The sequence below is a fragment of the Halomonas sp. EF61 genome (assembly GCF_040147045.1).
Classification (GTDB): domain Bacteria; phylum Pseudomonadota; class Gammaproteobacteria; order Pseudomonadales; family Halomonadaceae; genus Halomonas; species Halomonas litopenaei.
In genome coordinates, this window is sequence record NZ_JAMSHM010000002.1 from 862533 (window position 1) to 888514 (window position 25982).

19 protein-coding genes and 1 tRNA gene are annotated in these 25982 nt (G+C 66.2%); 16 read left to right on the plus strand and 4 right to left on the minus strand.

Annotation, left to right across the window (positions count from 1 at the left end; genetic code table 11):
* Positions 1-13: 13 nt before the first annotated feature.
* Positions 14-1024 carry a zinc-dependent alcohol dehydrogenase family protein gene (locus tag NFI08_RS12690; protein ID WP_249742762.1) on the plus strand — a complete coding sequence of 337 codons (1011 nt, stop codon included), beginning with the start codon at positions 14-16 and terminating at the stop codon, positions 1022-1024.
* Here the strand turns inward: NFI08_RS12690 and NFI08_RS12695 are convergent, their stop codons facing one another.
* A complete protein-coding gene (locus tag NFI08_RS12695) occupies positions 1025-1402 on the minus strand; it encodes a YkvA family protein (RefSeq protein WP_045994728.1) in 378 nt (125 codons plus the stop codon).
* A gap of 446 nt (positions 1403-1848) precedes the next feature.
* Between NFI08_RS12695 and NFI08_RS12700 the strand changes: the two genes are divergently transcribed.
* Positions 1849-2766, plus strand: coding sequence for a TIGR03571 family LLM class oxidoreductase (locus tag NFI08_RS12700; RefSeq protein ID WP_213227644.1), 918 nt, complete (start codon positions 1849-1851; stop codon positions 2764-2766).
* A gap of 53 nt (positions 2767-2819) precedes the next feature.
* Here the strand turns inward: NFI08_RS12700 and NFI08_RS12705 are convergent, their stop codons facing one another.
* Complete coding sequence (locus NFI08_RS12705) at positions 2820-3788, minus strand: LysR family transcriptional regulator (RefSeq protein ID WP_213227641.1); 969 nt, start codon at positions 3786-3788, stop codon at positions 2820-2822.
* A 130-nt stretch (positions 3789-3918) separates the two neighbouring features.
* Here NFI08_RS12705 and NFI08_RS12710 point away from each other — a divergent pair, with 130 nt between their 5' ends.
* Together NFI08_RS12710 and NFI08_RS12715 are read left to right on the plus strand one after the other, a co-directional pair.
* Positions 3919-5442 carry an efflux RND transporter periplasmic adaptor subunit gene (locus tag NFI08_RS12710; RefSeq protein WP_213227639.1) on the plus strand — a complete coding sequence of 508 codons (1524 nt, stop codon included), beginning with the start codon at positions 3919-3921 and terminating at the stop codon, positions 5440-5442.
* Positions 5439-8663, plus strand: a complete 3225-nt coding sequence (locus NFI08_RS12715; protein WP_349589795.1) for an efflux RND transporter permease subunit — start codon at positions 5439-5441, stop codon at positions 8661-8663. Before NFI08_RS12710 ends, NFI08_RS12715 begins: the two co-directional genes overlap by 4 nt.
* A 116-nt stretch (positions 8664-8779) precedes the next feature.
* On the opposite strand, the gene NFI08_RS12720 is transcribed toward NFI08_RS12715, so the two are convergent.
* Complete coding sequence (locus NFI08_RS12720) at positions 8780-9376, minus strand: TetR/AcrR family transcriptional regulator (RefSeq protein ID WP_213227637.1); 597 nt, start codon at positions 9374-9376, stop codon at positions 8780-8782.
* Between the two features lie 236 nt (positions 9377-9612).
* Between NFI08_RS12720 and NFI08_RS12725 the strand changes: the two genes are divergently transcribed.
* The 12 genes from NFI08_RS12725 to NFI08_RS12780 all read left to right on the plus strand — a co-directional run bounded on the left by NFI08_RS12725 (position 9613) and on the right by NFI08_RS12780 (position 23787).
* Complete coding sequence (locus NFI08_RS12725) at positions 9613-10167, plus strand: carboxymuconolactone decarboxylase family protein (RefSeq protein WP_108131421.1); 555 nt, start codon at positions 9613-9615, stop codon at positions 10165-10167.
* A gap of 117 nt (positions 10168-10284) precedes the next feature.
* On the plus strand, positions 10285-10971 hold the full coding sequence (locus NFI08_RS12730) for a haloacid dehalogenase type II (protein WP_213227635.1): 687 nt from the start codon (positions 10285-10287) through the stop codon (positions 10969-10971).
* A 139-nt stretch (positions 10972-11110) separates the two neighbouring features.
* A tRNA-Arg gene (locus NFI08_RS12735) sits at positions 11111-11187 on the plus strand.
* 461 nt (positions 11188-11648) lie between these two features.
* Positions 11649-13202 (plus strand): arylsulfatase, encoded by a 1554-nt coding sequence (locus NFI08_RS12740; protein WP_108131420.1) that lies wholly within the window; start codon positions 11649-11651, stop codon positions 13200-13202.
* Positions 13203-13301: 99 nt separating this feature from the next.
* Positions 13302-14306: an HAD family hydrolase gene (locus NFI08_RS12745; protein WP_213227633.1), complete on the plus strand. Its 1005-nt coding sequence runs from the start codon at positions 13302-13304 to the stop codon at positions 14304-14306.
* Positions 14303-15301 (plus strand): AAA family ATPase, encoded by a 999-nt coding sequence (locus NFI08_RS12750; RefSeq protein ID WP_349589802.1) that lies wholly within the window; start codon positions 14303-14305, stop codon positions 15299-15301. Before NFI08_RS12745 ends, NFI08_RS12750 begins: the two co-directional genes overlap by 4 nt.
* Positions 15302-15399: 98 nt before the next feature.
* Positions 15400-16434 (plus strand): DUF58 domain-containing protein, encoded by a 1035-nt coding sequence (locus NFI08_RS12755; protein ID WP_108131417.1) that lies wholly within the window; start codon positions 15400-15402, stop codon positions 16432-16434.
* Positions 16431-16958 (plus strand): DUF4381 domain-containing protein, encoded by a 528-nt coding sequence (locus NFI08_RS12760; protein WP_306169188.1) that lies wholly within the window; start codon positions 16431-16433, stop codon positions 16956-16958. Before NFI08_RS12755 ends, NFI08_RS12760 begins: the two co-directional genes overlap by 4 nt.
* A complete protein-coding gene (locus NFI08_RS12765; RefSeq protein ID WP_349589806.1) occupies positions 16955-18022 on the plus strand; it encodes a VWA domain-containing protein in 1068 nt (355 codons plus the stop codon). Before NFI08_RS12760 ends, NFI08_RS12765 begins: the two co-directional genes overlap by 4 nt.
* Positions 18019-19650, plus strand: a complete 1632-nt coding sequence (locus NFI08_RS12770) for a VWA domain-containing protein (RefSeq protein WP_124802650.1) — start codon at positions 18019-18021, stop codon at positions 19648-19650. Before NFI08_RS12765 ends, NFI08_RS12770 begins: the two co-directional genes overlap by 4 nt.
* Complete coding sequence (locus tag NFI08_RS12775; protein WP_349589809.1) at positions 19647-21326, plus strand: hypothetical protein; 1680 nt, start codon at positions 19647-19649, stop codon at positions 21324-21326. Before NFI08_RS12770 ends, NFI08_RS12775 begins: the two co-directional genes overlap by 4 nt.
* Positions 21327-21444: 118 nt before the next feature.
* Positions 21445-23787: a tetratricopeptide repeat protein gene (locus NFI08_RS12780; protein WP_185696365.1), complete on the plus strand. Its 2343-nt coding sequence runs from the start codon at positions 21445-21447 to the stop codon at positions 23785-23787.
* A gap of 146 nt (positions 23788-23933) precedes the next feature.
* On the opposite strand, the gene NFI08_RS12785 is transcribed toward NFI08_RS12780, so the two are convergent.
* Complete coding sequence (locus NFI08_RS12785; RefSeq protein ID WP_311767521.1) at positions 23934-25913, minus strand: sensor domain-containing diguanylate cyclase; 1980 nt, start codon at positions 25911-25913, stop codon at positions 23934-23936.
* Positions 25914-25982: the final 69 nt, after the last annotated feature.

Sequence of the window (25982 nt, forward strand, 5' to 3'; positions counted from 1 at the left end):
CAGGAGACCGACAATGTCCACCTCATCGATGTCCGCCATGGTCCTCAACCGCTACGGCGAGGACGCGCCTTTCGAATCCGCCACCCTGTCTCGCCCCCAGGTCAGCGCCGGTCAGGTGGTGGTGCGTATCGCCGCCACCAGCGTCAACACCATCGACACCATGATCCGTCAGCTGGGCCAGGAGGAGCTGCCGATCGCGCCGGATCTGCCCGCCGTGCTCGGCATGGACTTTGCCGGCACCATCGAGGAAGTCGGCGAAGGCGTGACCGGCTTCGCCCCGGGCGATGAGGTCTACGGCTGCGCCGGCGGGCTCACCGACCTGCAGGGCAGTCTGGCCGAGTACATGCTCGCCGACGCCCGACTGATCGCGCACAAACCGCGTTCCCTGTCGATGCGTGACGCCGCGGCCCTGCCGCTGGTCGCCATCACCGCCTACGAGGGCCTGACCCGCGCAGGCGCAGGAACCGGCGATAAGGTACTGGTGCATGGCGGCGCCGGTGGCGTCGGCCATGTGGCGGTGCAGCTTGCCCGCCATCTGGGGTGTGAGGTCTACGCCACCGGTTCGGGAGAGCATCAGCGCGAACTGATCGAAGGCTTCGGTGCCACCGCCATCGACTTCAAGACCCAGAGCGTCGATGACTACGTCAACCAGCACACCGATGGTGCCGGCTTCGACGTCATCTTCGACAGCGTGGGCGGCCCCAACCTGATCAACTCCTTCAACGCGGTCAAGCTCAACGGCCAGGTGGCGACGACCATGTCGCTGGCCGAACTGGACATGACACCGGCGCACTTCAAGGGCGCCTCGCTGCACGTGATCTTCATGCTGATTCCGATGATCCACAACGTCGGCCGGGAAGTGCACGGCAACATCCTGTCGACGCTTGCCGAGATCATCGATTCGGGGGCACTGACGCCGCTGGTGGACGACAACCGCTTCGCCCTGGCCGACGTCGGCAAGGCCTACGCCCACCTCACCTCGGGCAAGGCCGTCGGCAAGGTGGTCGTGGACGTCGAGAGCTGATCAGGAAAACCAGCGCTTCAAGGTAGCGCTGGCCCTGTCCTTGTGCTCGTCCTTGACGTAGGCCGCCACGGTCATCAGCGCCACCGCCAGCATGCCCATGTCGTCGGTGTAGCCGACCAGCGGGGTTAGATCCGGCAGGGCGTCCAGCGGTGAGATGAAGTAGCCGAGCGCACCGTAGATGGTGGTCTTGGCCCACACGGGGGTGTCCTTGTCCCGGGCGGCGTAATAGAGCGTCAGCGCCCGGGACAGGGTGACCTCGCCGGCGGCCTTGGCGTAGCGCCCGACCTTGGCCCAGAAGCGCTCGTCGGAATAGTGGCCCTGGTGCTCTTCGATCGGCTCTCCGGCCAGGATGACCTGCTGGGTTGTCTCGTCTTTCATTGTTTCCTCCCGTTGCGCCGTGGCATCGCCCGCTGCCCTTCCCTGAGCCGGCCCCAGTCGGCGATACCTCTATCGCCGATACCATTGTCCTAGTGAAGCAGGACTCACCGTGTCGGTTCAATGGTGTCGCCCTGCCCCGTGCCTGCGCCAGCATCATCGGATGCTTCGTGTCGATTGTTGCCGCAAACGAAAAAGTGATTCCGCCGCGAGCCGCTTTTTCCCCGCCCCTGACGGCGCCACACTCCATTACAACGATTAGGGCTTGTCTGAAAAGTGCCTGCGCTCGGTAATACGGCGTTAAAAATCGGATCAAAATGCTCATTTACACCCCGTAAACTGCGCTTTCTCACCGATTTTTGCCTTGTCTAACCTTCGCTCGTCGACTTTTCGGACAGCGCCTAGCGTTCTATCGAATTGATACGCCTCCCCTCGAGGCAGGAGCCAAGATGAGCTTGCAACGACTGACCAGTGGCCCCTTGACCCTGGGCCTGGAGCTGGCGCTGGACAATGACTGGAGCCCCGCCGGTGAAGCCGCCCGCCTGCGCGATGGTCGCGCCTTCGGCGTCCCCGATCTGAGCGAACACCTTAACCGTGTCCAGCTGGCCGATCGCCTCGGCTTTCGCGCGCTGTGGCTACGCGATGTACCGCTCTACGACCCGCACTTTGGCGACGCCGGTCAGGTGTTCGAGATGTTCACCTACCTGGGCTATCTGGCGGCGTCCACGCAGCGCGCACTGTTGGGCACCGCCGCTACGGTGCTGCCGCTGCGTATGCCCTGGCTGGTCAGAAAGGCCGCCGCCAGCGTGCAACAGCTCAGCGGTGACCGGCTGCTGCTGGGTGTCGCCAGCGGTGACCGTCCGGTGGAATATCCGCTGTTCGGCATACCCTTCGAGCAGCGCGGCGAGGCCTTTCGCGACGCCGTCGCGGTGCTGAGGGGCGATCAGGATGCGCGACTGGACGCCGGCCAGGCGCTGCTGCCGATGGCGACGCCACCGCCCCTGCTGGTGGCCGGTCTGGCCCAGCAGCGCCCGGACTGGGTCGGTCAGCACATGGATGCCTGGCTGGCCTACCCCGGCACGCCGGAGGACCACCGCCGTCGGGTCGGCCTGTGGCGCGAGATGGCCGGCGACAAGCCCTACGTCAGCTTCCTGCACCTGGACCTGGCCGAGCGCGCGGACGAACCGCCTCGCCGCCACCGCTTCGGGCTGAGGGTCGGCAGCCAGGGATTGATCGCCGAGCTCGAGGCCATGCAGGCCGCCGGCGTCAATCACATCGGCCTGAACCTGCGCCGCAACCAGGCGCCGGTGGAAGAGACCCTGCATCGCCTGGCCGAGGAGGTGTTGCCGGCCTTCGATGCTGGCTAGGCTCACCGTGCAGCGACGTGCGACTAACAGCCGGCTCGTCACCCTTGCCACACTCAGGACGCCAGACCCATCCCACCAGCGCCCTTGCCGTACATTTCGGCAAAGCCGGGGATGCGTGCCTCCCACTGGGGTGGCGAGCCGACCATCTCGCGCAGAATCTCGATAAAGCGCCGGGTACGCAGCGGCATCTCGCGGTGGGGATAGAGCAGCGTGATGACGCCGAACTCCGGCAGTGCCAGGTCGGTCATCAGCGGCACGATGCGTCCGTCGCTGACCTCGTTGTACATGGCGAAGGCCGGCAGTACCCCGATGCCCATGCCTTCCATCACCCCACGCTTGATCACCTCGGCCTCGCTGGTGCGCACCTGGCTATTGAGCGACAGCTTCTGCTCCCGCCCCTGGTCATCGAGGTAAGGCAGATAGTCGAGCTGGAACTGCTGTGAGCTGAAGGTCAACGCCGGCAGCCGGGCCAGGGTGGCGAGGTCTCGTGGCTCACCATGGCGCTCGATAAAGGCGGGACTGGCGCCGATCAACAGATGATTGGGCGCCAGTGGCGAGGCCACCAGATTGGAGTCCTTCAGGTCGCCGACCCGCAGCACCAGGTCGTAGCCTTCACCGATCACGTCGACCCGTCGTTCTTCCAACTGCAGGTCCACCTGCACATCGGGATAGTGCTGACGAAAGCGTCGCATGGCCTCGAAGCCCAAGCAGCGGCCGAGGATGCCCGGAGCGCTCACCTTGAGCCGTCCGCTCGGCATCTGCTGCAGGTTCTCCGCCAGCGCCTGGGTATGGTACATCCAGTCACGCAGCTCACGCCCCTGCTGCACCATGGCCTGCCCCGCCTGGGTCAGTGACAGCGAGCGCGTCGAGCGATTGAGCAGGCGCACCCCCAGCTCCTGCTCGAGGCGCGCAATATGCTTGGACACCACCGAGCGATCCAATTCGCGGCGCTTGGCGGCCTCGGAAAAGCTGCCAAGCTCGGCCACATCGACCAGCAGCAGCAGACGACTCGGTTGGTCCATGAAGGTCTCCACAGAAGGTACAAGCGCACAGATGCGTGCATATTTGGCATCAATAATGTGCGACCAACCGGTCTAATACAAGTCTCGATCGAGGATTACACTGGCGAACCTTTTGCTCAGGAGTCGCCAGATGTCCGACCAACGCCCCCCGTGCGACCCCCAGGTGGTGTCGCCTGCCCCCTCCCCTGCGCTTGCCGTATCGCCCTCGGAGTCTGACGACCTGCCTGCTCGAGGGGGTGCCGATAGCGCTGGCCGCACCGAACATCGCAAGGCGAGTCGCACGGCACGTCGTACAACACCGCGTAAGACACCTCGTGCAATACGTCGCCTGGCCCATGGCCTGGGACTCGCCGCCCTGGCGCTGTTGCTGGCGGCCTGCCAACCCGGCAAAGGCCAGGGAGGACCGGGTGACGCTTCCGATGGCGCGGGCTCTGCGCCCGCGCCTCGGGTCGAGGTGGTCCAGGCGGTGCGTCAGCCGGTCTCGAACTGGTATCGCTACACTACCCGCCTCGAGGCTCCCGAGCGTGTCACCCTGCGTCCCCGGGTCACCGGTCAGGTGGCCGAGATTCTGTTCGAGGAAGGCTCCCTGGTCGAACAGGGCCAACCGCTGGTTCGCCTGGACCTGGCGCCCTTCGAGGCGCGGGTGCGTGAGCTGGAGGCGGGGCTTGCCAGGGGCAGGGCCGAGCTGGCCCGCGCCAACGGTGAGGCCAACCGTGCCAATCAGCTGGTCGGGCGCAACCTGATGGCCCGCGAGGAAGCCGAAGCCCGGCGCGCCAGTGCCCAGGCCCAGAATGCCGAGGTCGCCTCGCTGCAGGCACAGCTCGACAGTGCTCGTCTCGATCTGGCCCACGCCGAGGTCAGCGCGCCGATCAACGGTCGCGTCTCCCGCGCCGACCTGACGGTGGGCAACGTAGTCAGCGCCGGCCAGAGCGTGTTGACCACCATCGTCAGCACCGACCAGGTCGACGCCTACTTCGATATCGACGAGCGCAGCTGGAACCGCGACTTTGCCGAGATCACCGCCGATCAGGGCTGGCCGGTAGAACTGCAGCTCGCCGGCCAGGACGACTTCGCCTACCAGGGCGAGCTCGACTTTATCGACAACCGGGTCGATGAGGCCACCGGCACCCTGAGGGTGCGCGCTCGCTTCGACGCCGGGCATCCATCGCTGCGCCCCGGCGCCTTCGCCCGGGTGCGAATCGCTGCCGCCCGCCATCGCGATGGGGTGCTGGTGCCCGACCGCGCCGTCGGCACCGACCTCGACGCCAACTTTGTACTGGTCGCCGACGAACAGGGCAAACTCGCCTATCGCAAGGTCACCACCGGCGCCCGCTTCGGGGCCTGGCGCGAGATCAGCGAAGGGCTCGAGGGCGGTGAGTCTGTGGTCGCCGCCGGTCCTTCGAAGTTCGGCCCCGGCATGGCGATCTCTCCTGCGCTGGTCGACGGCCCCGACCGCGCCCCGCTGGAGCAACTGCGAGAGCGTACCCGTCGCCTGGCCGAACGCCTCGACGCAGCGCCCGGCTCCCCCACTGCGTCTGTCCCTGAATTGGCCCCCGGCCCGGTTACCGATGCCGCCTCGGGCGACACCACTGGCGATGCGGGCACGCTGGCCGCCGACGCCAAGCACCTCGACCAGGAGCCTGCGCGCACATGAACCTGTCGAACTTCTTTATCCGACGCCCGGTGTTCGCTGCGGTGCTGTCGATCCTGATCGTGGTGGCCGGAAGCCTGGCGCTGTTCAAGTTGCCGGTCTCTGAATACCCCGAGGTGGTGCCACCCACCGTGGTGGTCAAGGCCAACTACCCCGGCGCCAATCCAGAGGTCATCGCCAAGACCGTGGCCACCCCGCTGGAGCAGGAAATCACCGGGGTCGAGGGCATGCTGTACATGGACTCCCAGTCCACCGCCGACGGCAACCTGACGCTGACCGTGACCTTCGCCCTCGGCACCGACCTGGACCAGGCCCAGGTCAACGTCCAGAACCGGGTGGCCCGCGCCACGCCTCGCCTGCCACAGGAGGTCCAGGCGCTGGGGGTGACCACCGAGAAGTCGTCGCCCAACCTGACCATGGTGGTCCACCTGACCTCACCGGATGGGCGCTACGACCAGCTGTGGCTGTCGAACTTCGCGCGGCTGAACCTGCAGGACGACATCGCACGCCTCGAGGGTGTGGGTGACGTCGGCCTGTTCGGGGCCGGCGAGTACGCCATGCGGGTGTGGCTCGACCCGGACGCCATCGCCTCCCGGGGCCTCGGCGCCAGCGACGTGGTGGCGGCGCTGCGTGAGCAGAACCAGCAGGTCGCCGCCGGCAGCCTGGGCGCCCAGCCGGCCCCGCGCGAGAGCCAGTTCCAGCGTCTGCTCAACGTCAAGGGACGGTTGTCCTCGCCTGAAGAATTTCGCCAGATCGTGATCCGGGTGGACGACGACGGCCGCATCACCCGCCTGGGCGACGTCGCCCGGGTGGAGCTCGGCGCCGACCAGTACGCCCTGCGCGCCCAGCTCGACGGCAAGGACGCGGTGGCCTTGCCGGTGTTCCAGCGTCCGGGCTCCAACGCCATCGCCCTGTCCGACGGGGTGCGCGACTATATGGCCGAGGCCGCCGAGACCTTCCCCGACGGCGTCGACTACGACATCGTCTACGACCCCACGGTGTTCGTGCGCGGCTCCATCGAGGCGGTGGTGCATACGCTGCTGGAGGCGGTGCTGCTGGTGGTGGTCGTGGTGGTGCTGTTCCTGCAGACCTGGCGGGCCTCGCTGATTCCGCTGATCGCGGTGCCGGTCTCGCTGATCGGCACCTTCGCGGTGATGCAGCTGATCGGCGTATCGATCAATACGCTGTCGCTGTTCGGCCTGGTGCTGGCGATTGGCATCGTGGTGGACGACGCCATCGTGGTGGTGGAGAACGTCGAGCGCAATATCGAACTCGGCCACTCGCCCTATGAGGCCACCCGCATCGCCATGAGCGAGGTCACCGGGCCGATCATCGCCATCGCCCTGGTGCTGACCGCGGTATTCGTGCCGACCGCCTTCATCAGCGGCCTGACCGGCCAGTTCTACCAGCAGTTCGCGCTGACCATCACCATCTCGACGCTGATCTCGGCGTTCAACTCGCTGACCCTGTCACCGGCGCTGTCGGCGCTGTTGCTCACGCCCCACGGGGCTAAGCCCGACTGGCTGACCCGGCTGATCGACGCCCTGTTCGGCCGCTGGCTGTTCAGCCCCTTCAACCGCGCCTTCGCTGCCATGTCGCGGGGCTACACCGGGCTGATTCGTCGCCTACTGCGCTTCGGGCTGATCGTCGGTCTCGGCTACCTGGCGTTGCTGGGACTCACCGGCAAGCTGTTTCAGGAGGTCCCCGGCGGCTTCATTCCGTCCCAGGACAAGCAGTACCTGGTGGCCATGGCCCAGTTACCCGACGCCGCGAGCCTCGAGCGCACCAGCGAGGTGCTCGCCGAGATGCAGGAGATCGCCCTGGCAACGCCGGGCGTGGCCAACACCGTGGCCTTCCCCGGTCTTTCGGTGAATGGCTTCGTCAATGCCTCCAACTCAGGCATCGTCTTTACCCCGCTTGCGCCCTTCGACGAGCGCCAGTCGCCGGAGCTTTCGGCCGGCGCCATCGCCGCCCGCCTCAATGCCCAGTTCGCCCAGATCGACGAGGCCTACGTGGCGGTGTTCCCGCCCCCGCCGATCCTTGGCCTTGGCACCACCGGGGGCTTCAAGCTGCAGCTGCAGGACCGCGGCAACGTCGGCTTCGACGGGCTGTTCGAGGCGACCCAGGCGGTGGTCGGCGCCGCCAACCAGGACCCGCGGCTGGCCGGTGTCTACTCGAGCTACCGCATCCAGGTGCCGCAATACGACGTGGAGGTGGACCGCGAGCAGGCGCTGGTGATGAATGTCTCGCTGGACGCGGTGTTCGACACCCTGCAGATCTACCTGGGGTCGCTCTACGTCAACGACATCAACCGCTTCGGCCGGACCTACCAGGTGCGCGCCCAGGCCGACGCCGAATACCGCCTGGACGCCGAGGCCATCCGCCAGCTCAAGGTGCGCAGCAACGACGGCCGGATGATTCCGCTGGGCAGCTTCGTCGAGATCAGCCCGACCACCGGGCCGGACCGGGTCATGCACTACAACACCTTCGTCAGCGCCGACATCAACGGCTCGCCGGCGCCGGGGATGTCCAGTGACCAGGCCAAGCAAGCGATCGAGGAGGTGCTGGCCGCCACCCTGCCGGCCGGCGTGGCCTACGAGTGGACCGAGGTCACCTACCAGCAGGTGCTGGCGGGCAACACCATGATCTACGTCTTCCCGCTGGTGGTGCTGCTGGTGTTCCTGGTGCTGGCGGCCCAGTACGAGAGCTGGTCATTACCGTTCTCGATCATCCTGATCGTGCCGATGACGCTGCTGTCGGCCATGGCCGGTGTGTGGTTGACCGGCGGCGACAACAACATCTTCACCCGCATCGGCTTGATCGTGCTGGTGGCGCTGGCCTGCAAGAACGCCATCCTGCTGGTGGAGTTCGCCCGCGAGCAGCAGAGCCAGGGACAGTCGCGACTGGACGCCGTGCTGACCGCCTGCCGCCTGCGCCTGCGGCCGATCCTGATGACCTCGGTGGCCTTCACCGCTGGCGTCATCCCGCTGATGCTGGCCTCCGGCGCCGGCAGCGAGATGCGTCAGGCGATGGGCGTGGCGGTGTTCTACGGGATGATCGGGGTGACCCTGTTCGGGCTCTTGCTGACCCCGCTATTCTATGTGGGCGTGCGTCGCCTGGTGGAACGTCGCCGGCCACGCTCAGGCGATAGCGATAGCGATACCGATAGCGATAGCGATAGCGATACCGCGACAGCCGAGGCGACATCACCTTCCGCCTCCTGAGGCCCTGCCCGCTGCCGAGTCTGGCGTTACCTGCGTCGGACTCGGCAGGCGGCCCACCATTGGCGGACGTGCATCAGAACAGGCGCGCCGCGTTCAGGGAAGCCGCAGCGCTTCCATCAGGGAAGCCGCAGCGCTTCGATCGACCGGGCCATATCGTCCGCCAGGGCGTGCACCGCCTGGCTATCGACCTCGCGCTGGGCGTAGGCGCGAAGGCCCATCACCTCGGCCTGTAGCCGCCGTCCCAGGCGCACCGGGTCGGCGCTCGGTTCAAGCTCGCCGGCGTCCTTGGCGGCGCGAAACTGCTCGACGAAGCAGGCTTCCATGGCCTCGAGCAGGGCCTCGGCCTTGCCCAGCGCCGCCTGCTCTCGCTCGCCCAGCTCCAGCAGGCTCTTCACCAGCATGCAGGCCCGGCTGGGCAGTTCCTGGTCCCGCAGACAGCCCAGCTTGCGCAGGTAGGCGGCCAGCCCCGACAAGGGCGAGTCGTACTCGGCCAGGGTACGCTCGAGCTCGACCAGTCCGAGCCGGGCATAGCGTTCCAGCGCCTCCTGAAACAACGCATCCTTGCTGCCGAAGGCGGCATAGATGCTGCCCGGCCGCATATCGAGGGTGCGTTCCAGGTCCTTGAGCGAGGTGGCGTGGAACCCCTTCTGCCAGAACAGGTGCAGGGCACGTTCCAGCGAATCCTGACGGTTATGTAGTGTCGCGCGCGGCATGGATGGGTCCGGTGTCGTGGCCGGTACGGCCTTCAGAAAATTGAGCAACTGCTCAAATTTTAACTTGAGTGATCGCTCAGGTATAGCTAGAGTATGCCCGAACGGCTTTCAGCAGGGCCTGCTGGCGGCCAATTTTGAGCAATCGCTCAAAAAATTCGGAATCAATGGCGCGTGCAACGCCCCGGTCTGCAACGGTCTGCGGCCTTGCCACAGGCGCCATCACACAGGAGAACCCGATGACCGACTTTAGCCTCCACGACAAGCAAAGCGCCCCCGAAGAGAGCCAGGCACTGCTCGACAACTCGGTCAACGCCTTTGGCATGATCCCCAACCTGCACGCGGTCATGGCCGAGGCACCGGGCCTGCTGGAAGGCTACCAGCGCCTGCACCAGCTATTCCTGGATTCCTCCTTCGATGCCGAGGAAACCACCGTGGTGTGGCAGACCATCAACGTCGAGCACAACTGCCACTACTGCGTGCCGGCCCACACCGCCATCGCCAAGCAGATGGAAGTGGATGACGCCGTCTCCGACGCCCTGCGCAACGAAGACCCGCTGCCCAACGAGCGCCTCGAAGCGCTGCGTACCTTCACCCTGTCGGTCGTGCGCGAACGTGGCAACGTCGATGACGACGCCGTGCAGGCCTTCCTCGACGCCGGCTACACTAAGCGCCAGGTGCTCGAAGTGATCCTGGCCCTGTCCCAGAAGGTCATGAGCAACTACACCAATCACCTGGCCAACACCCCGGTGGACGAACCCTTCGCCAAGTTCGACTGGAAGAAGGCCGAGTAACGACCACCCTATCGACAGGACGCCTCTGTGGCGTCCTGTCGAGGTGACTGGTCGTGGTGACTGGCCGAGGCCACCGAAGGCCCCGTCGATCGCGACGGACTCGATCAAGGAGACGCCATGACTGCCCCAGAACGCCCCGACGTGCTGGTCTTCGACGTCAACGAGACGTTGCTCGACCTGACCCACCTTGAGCCGCTGTTCGATCGGCTGTTCGGCGACCCGGCGATGCTGCGCGAATGGTTCGCCCAACTGATCCTCTACTCCCAGTCGATGACCCTGTCGGGACTCTATACGCCCTTCGGTCAGCTCGGCGCAGGCGCCCTGCGCATGACCGCCGAGATTCACGGGGTCACCCTCGAGCAGAACGATCTCGACGAACTGGGTGAGCGCATCGGCTCCATGCCGGCGCACCCCGACGTGGCCCCGGCACTCGAGCGGCTTCGCCAGGCCGGCTTTCGCCTGGTCACCCTGACCAACTCGGCACCGGGCGCTGGCCCCACGCCGCTGGAAAAGGCAGGACTGGCCGAGTATTTCGAACGCTCATTCAGCGTCGACCAGGTCAAAAAGTTCAAGCCCGCGCCGGACACCTACGCCCAGGTCGCCGAGGCCATGCAGACACCGCCATCTAGACTGTGCCTGATTGCCTGCCACCTGTGGGATACCATCGGCGCCCAGGCCGCCGGCTGGCAGGGCGCGCTGGTGCTCCGACCCTACAACGCCCTGTTGCCGGCGGACGGCGTCCCGGTACCGGACTACAGCATCGACGATATCGGCAAGTTGGCGGATCGGTTGATTGGTTCCTGATCAAGCAGCTCCGCTACTTGATTCGGCGGCCAGTCCCGCAGGCCGGGCCTGGTACTGCCTCCCGAAGACACCTTGCGAAATCACATTCTTTGCTCTACCATGCGCAGCCTCTCGACGCCGCATCCCCTGCGGCATCTGCGCGCCCGTAGCTCAGCTGGATAGAGTACCTGACTACGAATCAGGTGGTCGGAGGTTCGAATCCTCCCGGGCGCGCCATCGATTGTCTTTCCTGCATATTGTCTGCCTGGCTTTTCTTTCTGGCCTTTCTGTCGGGCTTTTCTGTCTATCCTTTCTATCTGACCTTTCGTTCGACGCCCTTCCAATTTCTATACCGACGTCGACCGCGTCATCAGAACACTTTTTTACAAAAATACGACAATCCAGCAACTCCTTGTATTTGGCGCGAAACATCCGCCAACATCGGCCTTTCTCGCCGCAATGAGACGCTTTATCTCCCTACCCTGATTATCCTCCCCCGCCTTACCTCTTCTGTTGCACTGAATCGTCAACAACTCCTCCTATACTCGAGCGATCGGGCTCCCTCGGAGCCTCTCATCGCGTCAAATCACTGGTCATCGTGGTACGTGACCGGGTCAGGGAGACAGACGGTGTTCGCATTCAGTCCTTATCGCAACAGAGCGCAACGCTGGAGCGGTTATCTAGCGGCCAGCCTTATCATGACGATGTCCACGTCGGTGCTTGCCCAGGAGAATGACTCCCAGCAGCAGGACAACGGAAACTCGTCCAAACCCAACATCCTGGTGCTGTGGGGCGACGATATCGGGCAGTCCAATATTTCGGCCTTCACCCACGGTCTGGTGGGCTACCAGACCCCCAATATCGACCGCATCGCCGACGAAGGCATGATGTTCACCGACTACTATGGTGAACAGTCCTGCACCGCCGGCCGCTCGTCCTTCATCACCGGCCAGAGCGTGTTTCGCACAGGGCTATCCAAGGTGGGTCTACCAGGCGCCGCTCAGGGCATCAGCGAGAAGGACCCGACCATCGCCGCCCTGCTCAAGGCCGAAGGCTACGCCACCGGCCAATTCGGCAAGAACCACCTGGGCGATCGCGACGAACACCTGCCGACCAATCACGGTTTCGACGAATTCTTCGGTAACCTCTATCACCTCAACGCCGAGGAAGAACCCGAGCACCCGGACTACCCCGCCGACATGGAAATGCCGGACGGGCGCACCTTCCGCGAAGCCTTCGGCCCCCGTGGGGTGATCAAGTCCAGCGCCGACGGGCAGATCGAGGACACCGGACCGCTGACAAGCCAGCGAATGGAGACCATCGACGAAGAATCCTCCGCCGCGGCGCTAGACTTCATCGAGCGCAAGACCGCCGAGGGCACCCCCTGGTTTGTCTGGTGGAACGCGACCCGCATGCACTTCCGTACCCACGTCAAGGACGAGCTGCGCGGTATCTCCGGTCAGAACGAATACGCCGACGGTATGGTCGAGCACGACATGCACGTGGGCCAGTTCCTCGACAAGCTTGACGAGCTGGGCATCGCCGACAACACCATCGTGTTCTACTCCACCGACAACGGGCCGCACATGAATACCTGGCCCGACGCTGGCATGACGCCATTCCGCGGTGAAAAGAACACCAACTGGGAAGGCGGCTGGCGGGTACCCGCCATGGTCCGCTGGCCAGGTCAGATCGAGGAAGGCTCCATCTCCAACGAGGTCATGCACCACATGGACTGGATGCCGACCTTCATGGCCGCCGTCGGCAACGATTCCATCAAGCAGGACCTGCTGGAGGGTGGCGTTCAGGCCATCGGTCGCGAGTACAACGTACATCTGGACGGCTACAACTTCCTGCCCCTGCTCACCGGGGAAAGTGAGGAAGGCCCCCGTCATGAAGTGTTCTACTTCTCCGATGACGGTGACCTGACCGCGCTGCGCTACGATGACTGGAAGCTGGTGTTCATGGAGCAGCGCATCGAGGGTACCTTCGAAGTGTGGGCTAACCCCTTCACCCCGCTGCGTGTCCCCTTGATGTTCAACCTGCGCCGCGATCCCTACGAGCGTGCTCAGCTGACCTCCAACACCTACTATGACTGGTTGCTGGATCACTCCTTCCTGGCTCTTCCCGCCCAGTCCTATGTGGCAAACTTCCTGGAGACCTTCAAGGAGTTTCCCCCACGCATGAAGGCAGCAAGTTTCAGTCTGGATCAGGTAATGGAAGCCCTGGAACAGCCTGCCAGCGTTCACTGACGCCGGCTTGAACGCCACGAGCCGCTCCCCCGGGGGCGGCTCGTCGGTGAAAAAAGACGGGTCGAAGAGCCCCTTCCATTCTCTCAAGGAACCGAGTGCATGAATCCCCCTAATCCGAGCATCCTCCAACGACAGTCACTGGCAACGCTGCTGCCCGCGGTACTGCTGTCTCTGCTTCCTGCGATGGCACTGGCCGACCCGCTGCCTTCCTGGAATGCCGGTCACAGCAAGAGCACCATCGTCGACTTTGTCGAGTCCACCAGCGATCCGGACAACGATGACTTCGTGCCACAGGAGCGACGCATCGCGGTGTTCGACAACGATGGCACCCTGTGGAGTGAGCAGCCCGCCTACACCCAGTTGCTCTACGCCCTGGACCGCGCCAGCGAGGCCGACCCCGAGGCGCTCGACACGCCGCTCAAGAAGGCCGCCGCCGAAGGTGACATCGACACCCTGCTGGAGGCAGGCGAGGAAGGCATCCAGGCGCTGCTGTCGCTGTCCCACCAGGACCTGTCGCTGAGTGACTTCCAGCAGGACGTTAGCGACTGGCTGGCCAACGCCACCCACCCCGCGACCGGCCGCTTCTACACCGACATGGTCTACCAGCCGATGCTCGAACTGCTCGGCTATCTGCGCGACCACGGCTTCTCGACCTACATCGTCTCCGGTGGCGGGCTCGAGTTCATGCGCGTCTTCGCCAGCGACGTCTATGGCGTGCCGCCCCAGAACATCATCGGCAGTACCGGCGAGATGGAACTGGTCGATCTCGAGGACGATCCGCAGCTCTACAAGCGCGGCGGCGACATCTGGCTCGATGACGGCCCCGGCAAGGTGATATCGATCAACCGCCATCTGGGCCAGCGCCCGATTCTCGCCGTGGGCAACTCAGACGGCGACGTGCCGATGCTGATCTGGACCACCGAGGGCGAAGGCCCGCGCCTTGGCGTGCTGGTTCACCACACCGATGGCGAGCGCGAGGTCGCCTACGACAGCGACAGCCATATCGGACGCCTGGCCGATGGCCTGGAACAGGCTGAAGCGCGCGACTGGCAGTTGATCGACATGGCCCGCGACTGGCAACGCCTCTACCCGGAGAAACCATGAGCCTCAACGACGACATCAAGGGACTCGAGGCCGCCATCGGCGAGTCGATCATCGGCCAGCGCGACGTCATTCGGCGGCTGGTGATCGGCCTGCTGGCCGGCGGCAACCTGCTGATCGAAGGCCTGCCGGGACTGGCCAAGACCCGCGCGGTCAAGGCCATGGCACGCCACCTGGAGGCCGACTTCAGTCGTATCCAGTTCACGCCCGACCTGCTGCCTTCCGACGTGACCGGCAGCGAGGTCTACCATCAGGGCGAGGAAGGCGCGGTATTCCGTTTTCACCCGGGCCCGCTGTTCGCCAATCTGGTGCTGGCCGACGAGATCAACCGCGCCCCGGCCAAGGTGCAGTCGGCCCTGCTCGAGGCCATGGAGGAGCGCCAGGTCACGGTGGGCGGCACGACCCACAAGATGCCGGAGCTGTTCATGGTGCTGGCCACCCAGAACCCGATCGAGCAGGAAGGCACCTACCCGCTGCCCGAGGCGCAGATGGACCGCTTCATGATGCATGTGCGGGTCGACTACCCCAGCCGCGAGGAAGAGGTTCAGGTGATTCGCCTGGTGCGTCAGGAAGAGCAGGCCAACAATCGCGAGGCAAGCCCGGCCGCCGGCGACGCTCCTGCTCAGGTCCCCGTGGCCCTGGCCCAGGAGGCGATCTTCGCCGCCCGCCGCGAGATCGCCGCCCTGCACGTGGCCGAGCCGATGGAGCAGTACATGGCCACGCTGGTGGACGCCACCCGTCACCCGGCGGACTTCAGCGACGACCTGGCCCGCTACATCGAACTCGGCGCCAGCCCGCGCGCCTCGCTGGCGCTCGACCGTTGCGCCCGCGCCCACGCCTGGCTCGAAGGCCGCGACTACGTGGATCCGGTGGACGTCCAGCAGGTGGCTCCGGAGGTGCTGCGCCACCGCATCGGGCTGAGCTTCGAGGCCCAGGGCCAGGGCTTCAGCGCCGACGACGCGGTCGCCACCCTGCTTGGCTGCGTGGCGCTCCCCTGAGGCCTGGACCCGGTCCGTACACGCCTTCTAGCCGCCAGACTTCGCCACGGCGTGAGCCTCGCCCCGGCAAGGGACGGATCCCTGGACAAGAGGTATCGATGCGCCTGCCATTCGCCAGACACCCGGCTTCCCGGACGGTGCCCGGCTCCACGGAGCGAACCACGCTGGATCCGCGCGTGCACCTGGACCTGGCCCAGCTGACGGCCCTGGAACCCCAGGGCCGCCGCCTGCGACTGCTGCCGCGCCAGCCGGCTCGCAGCGTGCTCAATGGCCGCCATGGCTCGCACCTCCGGGGGCGCGGCCTGGACTTCCTTGAACTACGCGACTATCAGCCATCGGACGACGTGCGCAACATCGACTGGCGGGTCACCGCGCGCACCGGCACTCCCCATGTACGGGTGTTCACCGAAGAGCGCGATCGCCCCGCCCTGTTGGTGGTCGACCAGCGCATGTCGATGTTCTTCGGCAGCCGCCACGCCATGAAGTCGGTCACCGCCGCCGAAGCCGCCGCGCTGCTGGGCTTCGCTGTGCTGGAGCAGGGCGACCGGGTGGGCGGCATCGTGGTCAGCGACGAGGCCGTCGAAGAGTTCCGACCGCGTCGCTCCCGGGCCCAGCTGATGCGCTACCTGAGCGCCCTGGCCCAGGCCAACCAGGCCTTGCATCCACAGCGCAAGGCACCCGCGCCGACCTCGCTGGATCAGGTACTGACGTCGGTGGCACGCCTGGCCAGCCGTGACCACCTGATCATCCTGCTCAGCGATTTCGACGTTCCGGGCCCGCGCACCGAAGCACTGCTCGGCGCCATCCGCCGCCACAATGACCTGATGCTGGTGGCGGTCAGCGACCCCTTGTCCGAGCGCTTGCCTGACGACCTCGCCTGCGTGGCCACCGACGGTCAACGCCACGCCCGCTTTGATACCTCCGACGCCGATCAGCGCCGGGCGTTGGAAAGCGTGGCCAGGGAGCGCCGCCAGCAGCTTGAGCGCTGGTCACGACAGCTTGGCGTAGGCCTGGCGTCGCTGTCTGCGGGCTCCCCCACCCTGCCCCAGCTGCGTACCTTACTGGGGCTGCCGTCCGAGGGTGCTGCTGGTTCAGACGCTGGCGATGACCCGGCGACAGGGGGGCCGCGATGAGTACCGCTGCGAGCAACGACGATATCGTGATGTTGCCCGACCTGATCGATCAGCTGTCCGAGGCACCGGTTCCCCCTGCGATCCCCTGGATACCCCAGACCTGGGGCTGGTCGCTGCTGGCCGTCGTGATAGTGGCGCTATTGGCGCTATGGGGCATCCGTCGGTATCTGCGCTGGCGTGCCGATGCCTATCGCCGCGCCGCCCTGATCGAGCTCGGCCAGCGCCTGGATGACGAAGGAGCGATCGCCCTGGCGGAGATCCTCAGGCGGACCGCCCTCTCTGCCTATCCGCGAGAGCGTGTCGCCGGCCTGACCGGCCAGCGCTGGTGGCGCTTTCTCGATGCAAGCCTGGGCGACAGACGCACCCCGCATTTCGACGGCCCGCTGGGCCAGGAGCTGTCCACGGCGCCCTACCGGGCCACCCCGACAGACGGCACCAATCCCCCATCGGCGGAACTCGTGGCACTGAGCCGACGCTGGATCCGCCACCACCGTCGCGATATTCCCCAGGAGTCGGCGTCATGATCGAACTGGCGACGCCCTGGGCGCTGGCCCTGCTGCCGCTGCCGTTACTGGCCTACTGGCTGCTGCCAGCCCACCGCCAACGGCTGGCAGCGCTGCGCCTGCCGTTCTTTCAGCGACTGGTGGAGGCCGCCGGTGTCTCGGTTCCGCGCGGCCGCCAGCGCTCGCCGCTGGCTCGGCTGACACAGCCGCTGGTGTGGGGACTGATCGTGCTGGCCCTGGCCCGTCCGGAGAAACTCAGCGAACCCATCGTCTGGCAGAGCGCCGCCCGCGACCTGATCCTGGCGGTGGACATCTCCGGCAGCATGGATGAGTCCGACCTGATCGATGCCGAGGGTGAGCCCCGCCAGCGCCTGGCGGCGGTCAAGGAGGTCATCGCCGACTTCGTCGCCGATCGCGAGGGCGAGCGTCTGGCGCTGATCGTGTTTGGCTCGCGGGCCTACGTCCAGGCGCCGCTGACCGAGGACCTCAAGACGCTGACCACGCTGCTCGACCAGACCGAGGTCGGCATGGCCGGCCCGCATACCGCGCTGGGTGACGCCATGGGTCTGGCCATCCGCCAGTTCGAGGCAAGCGACGTGGAACAGCGGCTGTTGATCCTGCTGTCCGACGGCGCCGACACCGGCAGCCGCATGAGCCCCATCAACGCCGCCTCCATCGCCGCCGAGCGCGATGTGCGGGTGATCACCATCGCCATGGGTGACCCCCAGGGCAGCGGCGAAAACCGCGTCGATAGCGAAACCCTCGAGGCCATTGCCGAGACCACCGATGGCGCCTTCTTCACCGCCACCGACCAGCAGGCGCTTGCCGCCATCTACGCGCGTATCGATGAGCTGGCACCGCGCGAGGTCGCCACCCATAGCTATCGCGAGCACCGCTCGCTGAGTCACTGGCCGCTCGCGCTGGCGGCGGTACTGGTGCTGCTGACGCTGGTATTGGATCGCCGGCAGCTGGCCCGCTCGCGGACGGCTGGCGCTCCCCCTGGCGGGAAGGCAGATGCCCGGACAGACGCCACTGAGAAGCGGAGTACCAGTCGCGGAGACAACGCGCAGGAGGGCACACCATGAGCGAGTGGCTCGACGGGCTCTCCGCGCTGCACCTGCTGCGCCCACTGTGGTGCCTGCTGCTGCCGCTGGTGGTGGTGCTGTGGTGGTGGCGCCGACGGATCCCCTCGGCGGACATCGGCGGTGACCATTTTGCTCCCCACCTGGCATCTGCCCTGCGTGCCGATGGGCACGACCGCCGCCGACTGCGGCCTCTGGACACCCTGGCGCTGCTCGCCATCCTGCTGATCCTGGGCGTTGCCGGTCCCGCCTGGACGCGCATGCCCAACCCGCTGATCGCCCAGAGCGCCCCGCTGGTGGTGGTGCTGGAGGTCAGCGCCAGCATGGACCAGAGCGACGTGCCACCAAGCCGCATGGAGCGCGCCAAGCACAAGATCCAGACCCTGCTCGAGCGTCGCGACGGCGCCCGTACCGCCTTGATCGCCTACGCCGGCAGTGCCCACCAGGTGGTGCCGCTGACCGACGACCCGGCGCTGGTCACGCCCTACCTCGAGGGGCTTTCCAGCGACGTCATGCCGGAAGAGGGCGACGCCGCCGGGCAAGCGCTGGCGCTTGCCGCCAGCGTGCTCGACGGGGCTCGACGCGACAACGCAGGGCTTCCCGGCGCGGTACTGCTGGTGAGCGACGGCGTCACCGCCCAGGGTTCCGTCACGGCCGGTCTCGGCGAGGATGACACCCTGCTGGTGCTGGACATGAACGCTCCCGGAAGCTCCGGGACAAGCACGGCGTCGGTGGCAGGCGCGACCCGCGTGGGGCTGAGCGTTGACGACGCCGACGTGGACGAGATCACCCGCCGTCTGGCCGCCACCTACCAGCAGGCGCTACGCGATGACGACCGCCTGGCCTGGGAGGATCGCGGCGTATGGCTGGCCTGGCCGGCGGCACTGCTCGCTCTACTGGGCTTTCGCCGCGGCTGGCAGCTCGGCCTGTCCGGCCTGGCGCTGCTGCCGGTGCTGTGGGCCGGGCCCGTCACGCCGGCCCTGGCCCAGGAGGCGTCCCGGGCCACCGAGACCCTCGACACCAGCCTGGCGGGAAGGCTGACCCAGGGCCTCGCGGACGCCTTTCTGACGCCGGATCAGCAGGGCCGATGGTGGGCCGAACGCAACGACTACGGCCGTGCGGCCCGCCACTTCGAGGATCCGGCCTGGCTCGGCTATGCGCTCTACCGCGATGGCCAGTACCAGGCGGCGGTCGAGGTGCTCGACCGGCTCGACAGCGCCGATGCCGCCTTCACCCAGGGGCTGGCGCTGATCAAGAATCGTCAGTACCGCCCCGCCATCGACGCCTTCGAGACGGTGCTCGCGCGCGACCCCGACTATCCCGAAGGTCAACGCAACCTGGAACTGGCCAGGGAGATTCTCGCTTACGTCGAGGACACCCGTGAGCAGTCCGATACCGGCGAGGAGCTCGGCATCGGCGCCGACGACGTGGTATTCGACAATGAAGAGGCCCGGGGTGAGGACACCGAACAGCCGGTGGAGGAACCTGGCCAGCAGATCACCGCCGAGCAGTGGATCGAGACCCTGGACACCGATACCAGCGACTTCCTGCGCCAGCGCTTCGCCATCGAGGCGCAGGCTCCCGCTAGCTCTGATAGTGATAGCGACAACGACAGGGAGACGGCGCCATGAACCCACGTCGAGTCAGCCGCGCCTCGCGCCCTGGCAAGAGTGCGCCGCGTCTGGCGGGGCTCATGCTGCTGTCGTTGCTGCTGTCGTCGCTGGCGCTGACGTCGACGCTTTGCTCGGCCGCAGCGACAGCGGCGGATACCAGCTCGCCCCCGGTCCGGCTCACGGTCGAGCTCGAGCCGCAGGAGCTGGCGCCCGGCGACAGCGCCGAGCTGCGTGTCCAGGTGCTGGTACCCACCTGGATGCCTGAGCCGGTGACCTTTCCGAGCCTGGACCAGCCGGGGCTCAGGGTGACCCTGGGCGATCGCGCCACCACCCCGACCAGCCAGCGCGTCGATGGAAAGACCTGGTCCGGTGTCTCGCGCCGCTATCGCCTGACGCCACTGTCCGCCGGACGCTTCGAACTGGGCAGCGGCAGCCTCGAGGTCACCTATGCCTCTCCCGAGGACAACTCCCCGACCCAGCAACGCCTCACCCTGCCACCGGTGACCCTGACGGCCCAGCTGCCCGAGGCCGCCGAGGGACTCGAGCCCTATCTGTCGGCCCGCGACATCGAGCTGACCCAGACGCTCGAGATCGTGCGAGCGGGCAAGCACGGAGAGAACGGCAAGAACGGCAAGAACGGAGAGAATGGCAAGAACGGAGAGCAGGCGCAGGGCCAGAAGGGAGACGATGGTGATGCTGACGACACAGAAAACGCGGGCGACGACCGACAGTCACCTGAGCAAGACGATGCCGACGACGACAGCGGCCCCATCGAGCTCGAGGCCGGCGACAGCGTCACCCGCACGGTCACCGCGCGACTGAGCGGCGGCAGCGCCCTGCTGCTGCCCGACCTGCTGTCTGCAACGGCCAAGGAGGCAGGCGACGAGACAGCAATGGCCCCGCTCGGGGTCTATCCCGAGACACCACGCCTTGAAGAGTCCAGCGATGGCGGCACCCGTACCGACCGCGTGACCTATGTGGCAGAAACCGGTGGCAAGAGTTCTCTGCCCGGAGTCTCGCTGCGCTGGTACGATCCCGAGAGCGACAGCCTGGCGGAGGCAGAGCTTGCGCCGATCGAGGTCAGCGTCTCGGCGCCCCGCGCCGCACGCAGCGCAGAGGACTGGTCGCGCCTCGTTCTCGGCGTCTTGCCCTGGCTGCTGGGACTGGTGCTGCTGGTGTCGCTCGCCACCTGGCTGTGGCGGCGCCTTGCCATCGGTGCCAAGGTGCGTGCGCATTGGCAACATCACCAGCAACAACAGCGCCAGCGTCGCGAGGCCAGCGGCGTGGCCGGGCTTCAGCGCCTGAAGCGATCCCTCGATGCCCGCGACCTGGTCGCGGTGCGCCGACACTGGGAGGCCCTGGAACCCCATCTGGACAGCAATAGCGAGGCGCGCGCCCGCTTTGCCAACCAACTCGACGCCCTGTGTCGCGCCTGCCTCGGTCCCGACCGCGAGATCGCCAAGCCAGCGGCAGGTTTTCGCGATACTGGTGGCGATGGCGACGGCGGCAGCAATGGCGATGGCAATGGCGGCGGCGATGGCATGGACAGTAAAGAATCCCTCTGGCAACGCCTGGCACAGGCCCTGCCAAGTGCGCGAGAACTTGCATCATCGCGCCCCGCAAACCGACAGCTTGCCCACGACCGCCTGACGGCGTTGAACCCGACTGCACAAGTGACCCGACGTAATGCGTGAACCTGGCCGTTTATCCTTTCTTCGATGCCTGCGTGCTCGACTTGCGACGCTCCTTCCGAGCGTCGAGTCCACAGGGCCCGCACCAGCGCTTTGGTCGACGCTGGCACCAGCGCTTTCGATGGTATCGGCACCAGCGCTTGCCATGGCCCTGATGGCGGGGTTGCTGGCCGCACCGGAGAGCATTGCCCAGACGCCTCAGGGAACGCCCCCGACGACGGCCACCGAAGCCAAGGGCTACGCCCCCGAAGGAAGCTGCGCCTCCTGTCACGAGGCCGAGACCCAGGCATGGCAGGATTCCGACCACGCCTGGGCGCTGCGCGACGCCACCCCCGACAACGTACTGGGCGACTTCGACGAAGCCAGCTTCGAGGATGGCGAGGTCAAGGCACGCTTTCACCGCCGAGGCGATACCTTCCTGGCGACCCTGGAAGGCCCACAGGACCCCGCCGAGACCTTCGAGATCCGCCACACCTTCGGCGTACGCCCGCTGCAGCAGTATCTAGTCGAGCAGCCAGGGGGACGACTGCAGAGTTTGACCATCGCCTGGGACTCGCGCCCCGCCGACGAAGGTGGACAGCGCTGGTTCTCGCTCTACCCGGGCCAGGCGTTTACCCCCGATGACCCCCTGCACTGGCGCGGGCGCTACCAGAACTGGAACGCCATGTGCGCCGACTGCCACTCGACCAACCTCGAGAAGCACTACGATCTTGAAAGCGACAGCTTCGCCACCACCTGGCACGAGCAGAGTGTCGGCTGCCAGAGTTGCCACGGCCCCGCCCAGGATCACCTGGACTGGGCGGCCCGGTGGCAGGCCGACGAAGACGCTCCCGAATCCTCTCCCGCCTCAAGCGGCGATATGGGCCTTGCCCTGGATCTCGCCGAAATGGATGCCCCCGAGCTGGTCGAGCAGTGCGCTCGCTGCCACAGTCGTCGCCAGATGCTGGGCGCGGGCCCGGTGCATGGTGCTCCGCTGACCGATGCCGCCCTGCCGAGCCTGTTGGGCGAGGGCATGTACCACGCCGACGGCCAGATACAGGGCGAGGTCTACGTCTATGGCTCGTTCACCCAGAGCCGCATGTACCAGCAGGGTGTCGGCTGCGTGGACTGTCATGACCCGCATACCAGCGAGGTAAAGATCGAGGGCAACGGCCTGTGCCTGCAGTGCCACAACCCGGCGCCTCCGCCGCGTTTCCCGACCATGCAGCGCAACAACTACGACAGTCCCGAGCACCATCACCATACCCCCGGCAGCGAAGGCGCCCAGTGCGTGAGCTGCCATATGCCCGAGACCACCTACATGGTGGTGGACCCGCGTCGCGACCACAGCTTCCGGGTGCCCCGCCCGGATCTCGCCGAGGCCACCGGTAGCCCCGACGCCTGCACCGGCTGCCACCAGGACCTGTCGCCCGCCGACGCCGCGGCGCAGATTCGTGAGTGGTTCGGTGACGACAGCCGCAGCGCCAGTCGTTCCCACTACGGTGTGGCGCTTCAGTCGGCCCGCCTGGGCCGCCCTGAAGCGCCGGACTATCTGAAGGCGCTGATCGAGGATGACGATACTCCGGACATCGTGCGCGCCACCGCGGTGGACGAGCTCACCCCCTTTGCCGGCGACGCCCTGCCGACGCTTGAGCAGGCGTTAAAGGACGAGTCCCCACTGGTCCGCGCCGCCGCAGCGCCAGTATTCGCCCAGGCCCCCGAAGGCGCCAGGGTCGAGCTGCTGCTTCCACTGATCGATGACGAACGCCTGGCGGTCCGCGACGAGGCGGTCAAGGCGCTGGCCGGCACCTCGTTGATGGTCATGCCACAAGAGCGTCGTGCAGCCTTTCTGGAGGCACGTCGCGACTACGAGCGGCGCCTGGAGCAGAACGCCGACCTGCCCGGCAACCGCCTCAACCTGGCGGTACTGCTGGCGCGCACCGGACGCGAGGACGAAGCCGAGCGACAGTATCGTGCGGCGCTGGCGATGGACCCCTACTTCCTGCCGGCCCGCGCCAACCTGGTCACCCAGCTCAGCGCCGAAGGCCGCCAACAGGACGCCCGAGCACTGCTGAAGGACGGCATCGCCCTCGATGGCATGCCCGCGCCGGATCGAGGCCACCTGGCCTACCTGCTGGCGCTGTCGCTGGCAGAGGATGGAGGGATGCAGGAGGAGGGTGGGATGGAAGAGGCCCTGTCCTGGCTCGAGAAGGCCGCCGAATGGCGCCCGGACCACGCCCGCACCCACTACAACCGCGGACTGATGCTGGACCGCCTGGGACGCAAGGACGAGGCCCTGGCGGCGCTCGAGCAGGGACGCCGGCAGGCACCCGGTGATCCCGACCTGCTCTACGCCTTGGTCTACGTCAACGCCACCAGCGGGCGCATCCCCCAGGCGCTGTCGGCCCTGGCCGAGTTGCGCCGACTGCGCCCGGACGACCCACGGCTGGGACAGCTGGAGCGCCAGCTACGCGGCAATCAATAGCATCCCTGAAGATGCCCTGCCCCCTTCGGCCTGGATGAAAAAGTGCCTGGGGGTCATCGGTCGTCGACCGACGACGCCCAGGCGCTGATGCGACAGACTGAAAGTTGGCGGTGGGGACGTCGGTGGTGTCGTCGGTGCGGCCGGCCTTACGCCTCGCTCTCGTCCACCACCAGGCGATTGCGCCCCTGGCGCTTGGCCGCATAGCTGGCCGCATCAGCACGTTCGATGGGAGTGTGAATATCGGCATCGCCTTCACGAAACTCGGTGATGCCGAGGCTCGTGGTGACATGGTATTCACGCCCCTCGTGGACCACACAGGTGTCATTGATCGCTGTCAGGATGTCTTCGCCGATACGTTGCGCCTGGGCCAGCGTACAACTTGGCAGCAGCACCGCGAATTCATCGCCGCCCGGGCGAGCCACGTGATCGCTGCTACGAACACAGCGGCCGACTTCCCGAGCGATGCGACGCAGCATCTCGTCACCGAGCGGGTGGCCACCCTCATCGTTGATCGGCTTGAACCGATCCAGGTCGAACAGCATCAGAACGGAGGGCTTGGCCATCTTGCGCCAGTCCGCCATGGCCTCTTCGAGGCGACGCTCGAAGCCTCGTCGGTTCAAGAGGCCGGTAAGGGGATCGTGTTCGGCCTCCCACTGACGTATTGCCTCCTGCTGACGACGGGCGGTGATGTCCTTGACGGTACCGACGAAGCCAATCACCTCGGTATCGATGGCGACCTGGCTGGCGTGAACCTCCAGCCATAGAAGCTCGCCATCGGCCCGCCAGTAGCGGTATTGACGCAGAAAGTCCTTCCCTGAGGCCATGCTGTAGCGCCACAGCTCGATCGCCGCATCGCGATCCTCGGCATGGATCGCCTGGACCCAACCATAGCGGTCCTGCCCTTTCATGGTACGACCGGTCAACTGGGCCAGGGCGTCATTCATGTAGGTGATGCGACCCTGGGTGTCGGTCACGAACATGCCCACCGGCGAGGACGCCAGCACGCTGTCGAGGAACGCCTGACGTCCGCGCAAATCATTCAGCGCCCGTTCTCGCTCGACCTCCACGGCATTGAAAGCCTCGGCCACCTGGGTCAATTCCTTCATCTCGGTACCCAGCACGACGCGACCACGCAGCCCCTTGCCTACCTGGGCGATCTGCGACTGCAACTGGTAAAGCGGCCGCAGCAGCAGCCACACCATCCAGCCAAGAAGTGGCAGCAGCAATAGCGCGATACCCACCCCGACCCAGCTGAGGCGTTTCAGCAAGCCCCACAAGGGCGCCAATACCTGGCCTTCCGGCAAGAACACGCCGACGATCCAGTCCGCCGGCCACACCTGCCGGTATGCCTGAAAGGTCATTTCGCCATTTACCGTAGGTCCAAAACGCTCGCCCTCCCAGCCATCGAGGGCCAGGTCCAGGGCCGGGTTGTGGGAGAGGTCTCCCAGCGTCCCCATCACGCGCTGGCGGTCAGGGTGATAGAGCACCTGCCCTGAGGCGCTGAACACGGCTGCGTAGCCTTCGTTACCCAGCCGGACCCGGCTCAAGCGTCGGAAGATACCGCCCGAGTGAACTTCGACCACGCCTCCCAAAGCCCCCATGAAGCGACCATCGTCGCCCTTCAGCGGCACCAGTAACAGCACCAGCGGAAGCCCGGTAATACGCCCATAGATGGGGTCACTGACGTAGGGCCGCCCGACCTCGCGCAAAAAACTGAAGTACTCGCGATCGCTGATATCGAGCCCTTCGCGCCCCGGTGTCACCGGCCAATCGGTGACCACCCTGCCGTCGCCGTCGAATACCACCAGGCCGTCGAACAGCTCGAGCAGTACGCTGTTTTCCTTCAACACCCCACCGCCGGGGTCGAGCAACGCGCCACTCGGGTGCCTGGACGCCACCCGCTCAAGCATCGCCAGGCGTGTCTCGATCTCTTCGGTCACCTCATCGGCGATTAGATGCGTCTCGTAACGCAGGTGAGAAAAGTTCACCTCACGCACCAGGTCCTTGCCGGTGTACCAGCCCCACGCCAGCAGGATCGTCACCACGACAACCCAGGTCATCGCCAGGCCAGTCATCATTCTCAGTTGCAGCGAGAGCGAAGCGACAAATCTGCACAGCTTGGGCACGAAGGCTTTCCTTCAGGGTCGAACCGCCGGTGGCGGTGGTGCGAAATACGTTACATGCATCGTGAATAG

Bases quoted from the DNA above. Each gene is read 5' to 3' on its own strand.
- NFI08_RS12730 (WP_213227635.1), top strand. From the start codon at position 10,285: ATGACTGCCCCAGAACGCCCCGACGTGCTGGTCTTCGACGTCAACGAG.
- NFI08_RS12770 (WP_124802650.1), top strand. From the start codon at position 18,019: ATGAGCGAGTGGCTCGACGGGCTCTCCGCGCTGCACCTGCTGCGCCCA.
- NFI08_RS12700 (WP_213227644.1), top strand. From the start codon at position 1,849: ATGAGCTTGCAACGACTGACCAGTGGCCCCTTGACCCTGGGCCTGGAG.
- NFI08_RS12695 (WP_045994728.1), bottom strand. From the start codon at position 1,402: ATGAAAGACGAGACAACCCAGCAGGTCATCCTGGCCGGAGAGCCGATC.
- NFI08_RS12720 (WP_213227637.1), bottom strand. From the start codon at position 9,376: ATGCCGCGCGCGACACTACATAACCGTCAGGATTCGCTGGAACGTGCC.
- NFI08_RS12705 (WP_213227641.1), bottom strand. From the start codon at position 3,788: ATGGACCAACCGAGTCGTCTGCTGCTGCTGGTCGATGTGGCCGAGCTT.
- NFI08_RS12740 (WP_108131420.1), top strand. From the start codon at position 11,649: ATGACGATGTCCACGTCGGTGCTTGCCCAGGAGAATGACTCCCAGCAG.
- NFI08_RS12755 (WP_108131417.1), top strand. From the start codon at position 15,400: ATGCGCCTGCCATTCGCCAGACACCCGGCTTCCCGGACGGTGCCCGGC.
- NFI08_RS12690 (WP_249742762.1), top strand. From the start codon at position 14: ATGTCCACCTCATCGATGTCCGCCATGGTCCTCAACCGCTACGGCGAG.
- NFI08_RS12780 (WP_185696365.1), top strand. From the start codon at position 21,445: ATGGTATCGGCACCAGCGCTTGCCATGGCCCTGATGGCGGGGTTGCTG.
- NFI08_RS12710 (WP_213227639.1), top strand. From the start codon at position 3,919: ATGTCCGACCAACGCCCCCCGTGCGACCCCCAGGTGGTGTCGCCTGCC.
- NFI08_RS12715 (WP_349589795.1), top strand. From the start codon at position 5,439: ATGAACCTGTCGAACTTCTTTATCCGACGCCCGGTGTTCGCTGCGGTG.
- NFI08_RS12745 (WP_213227633.1), top strand. From the start codon at position 13,302: ATGAATCCCCCTAATCCGAGCATCCTCCAACGACAGTCACTGGCAACG.
- NFI08_RS12765 (WP_349589806.1), top strand. From the start codon at position 16,955: ATGATCGAACTGGCGACGCCCTGGGCGCTGGCCCTGCTGCCGCTGCCG.
- NFI08_RS12760 (WP_306169188.1), top strand. From the start codon at position 16,431: ATGAGTACCGCTGCGAGCAACGACGATATCGTGATGTTGCCCGACCTG.
- NFI08_RS12750 (WP_349589802.1), top strand. From the start codon at position 14,303: ATGAGCCTCAACGACGACATCAAGGGACTCGAGGCCGCCATCGGCGAG.
- NFI08_RS12725 (WP_108131421.1), top strand. From the start codon at position 9,613: ATGACCGACTTTAGCCTCCACGACAAGCAAAGCGCCCCCGAAGAGAGC.
- NFI08_RS12775 (WP_349589809.1), top strand. From the start codon at position 19,647: ATGAACCCACGTCGAGTCAGCCGCGCCTCGCGCCCTGGCAAGAGTGCG.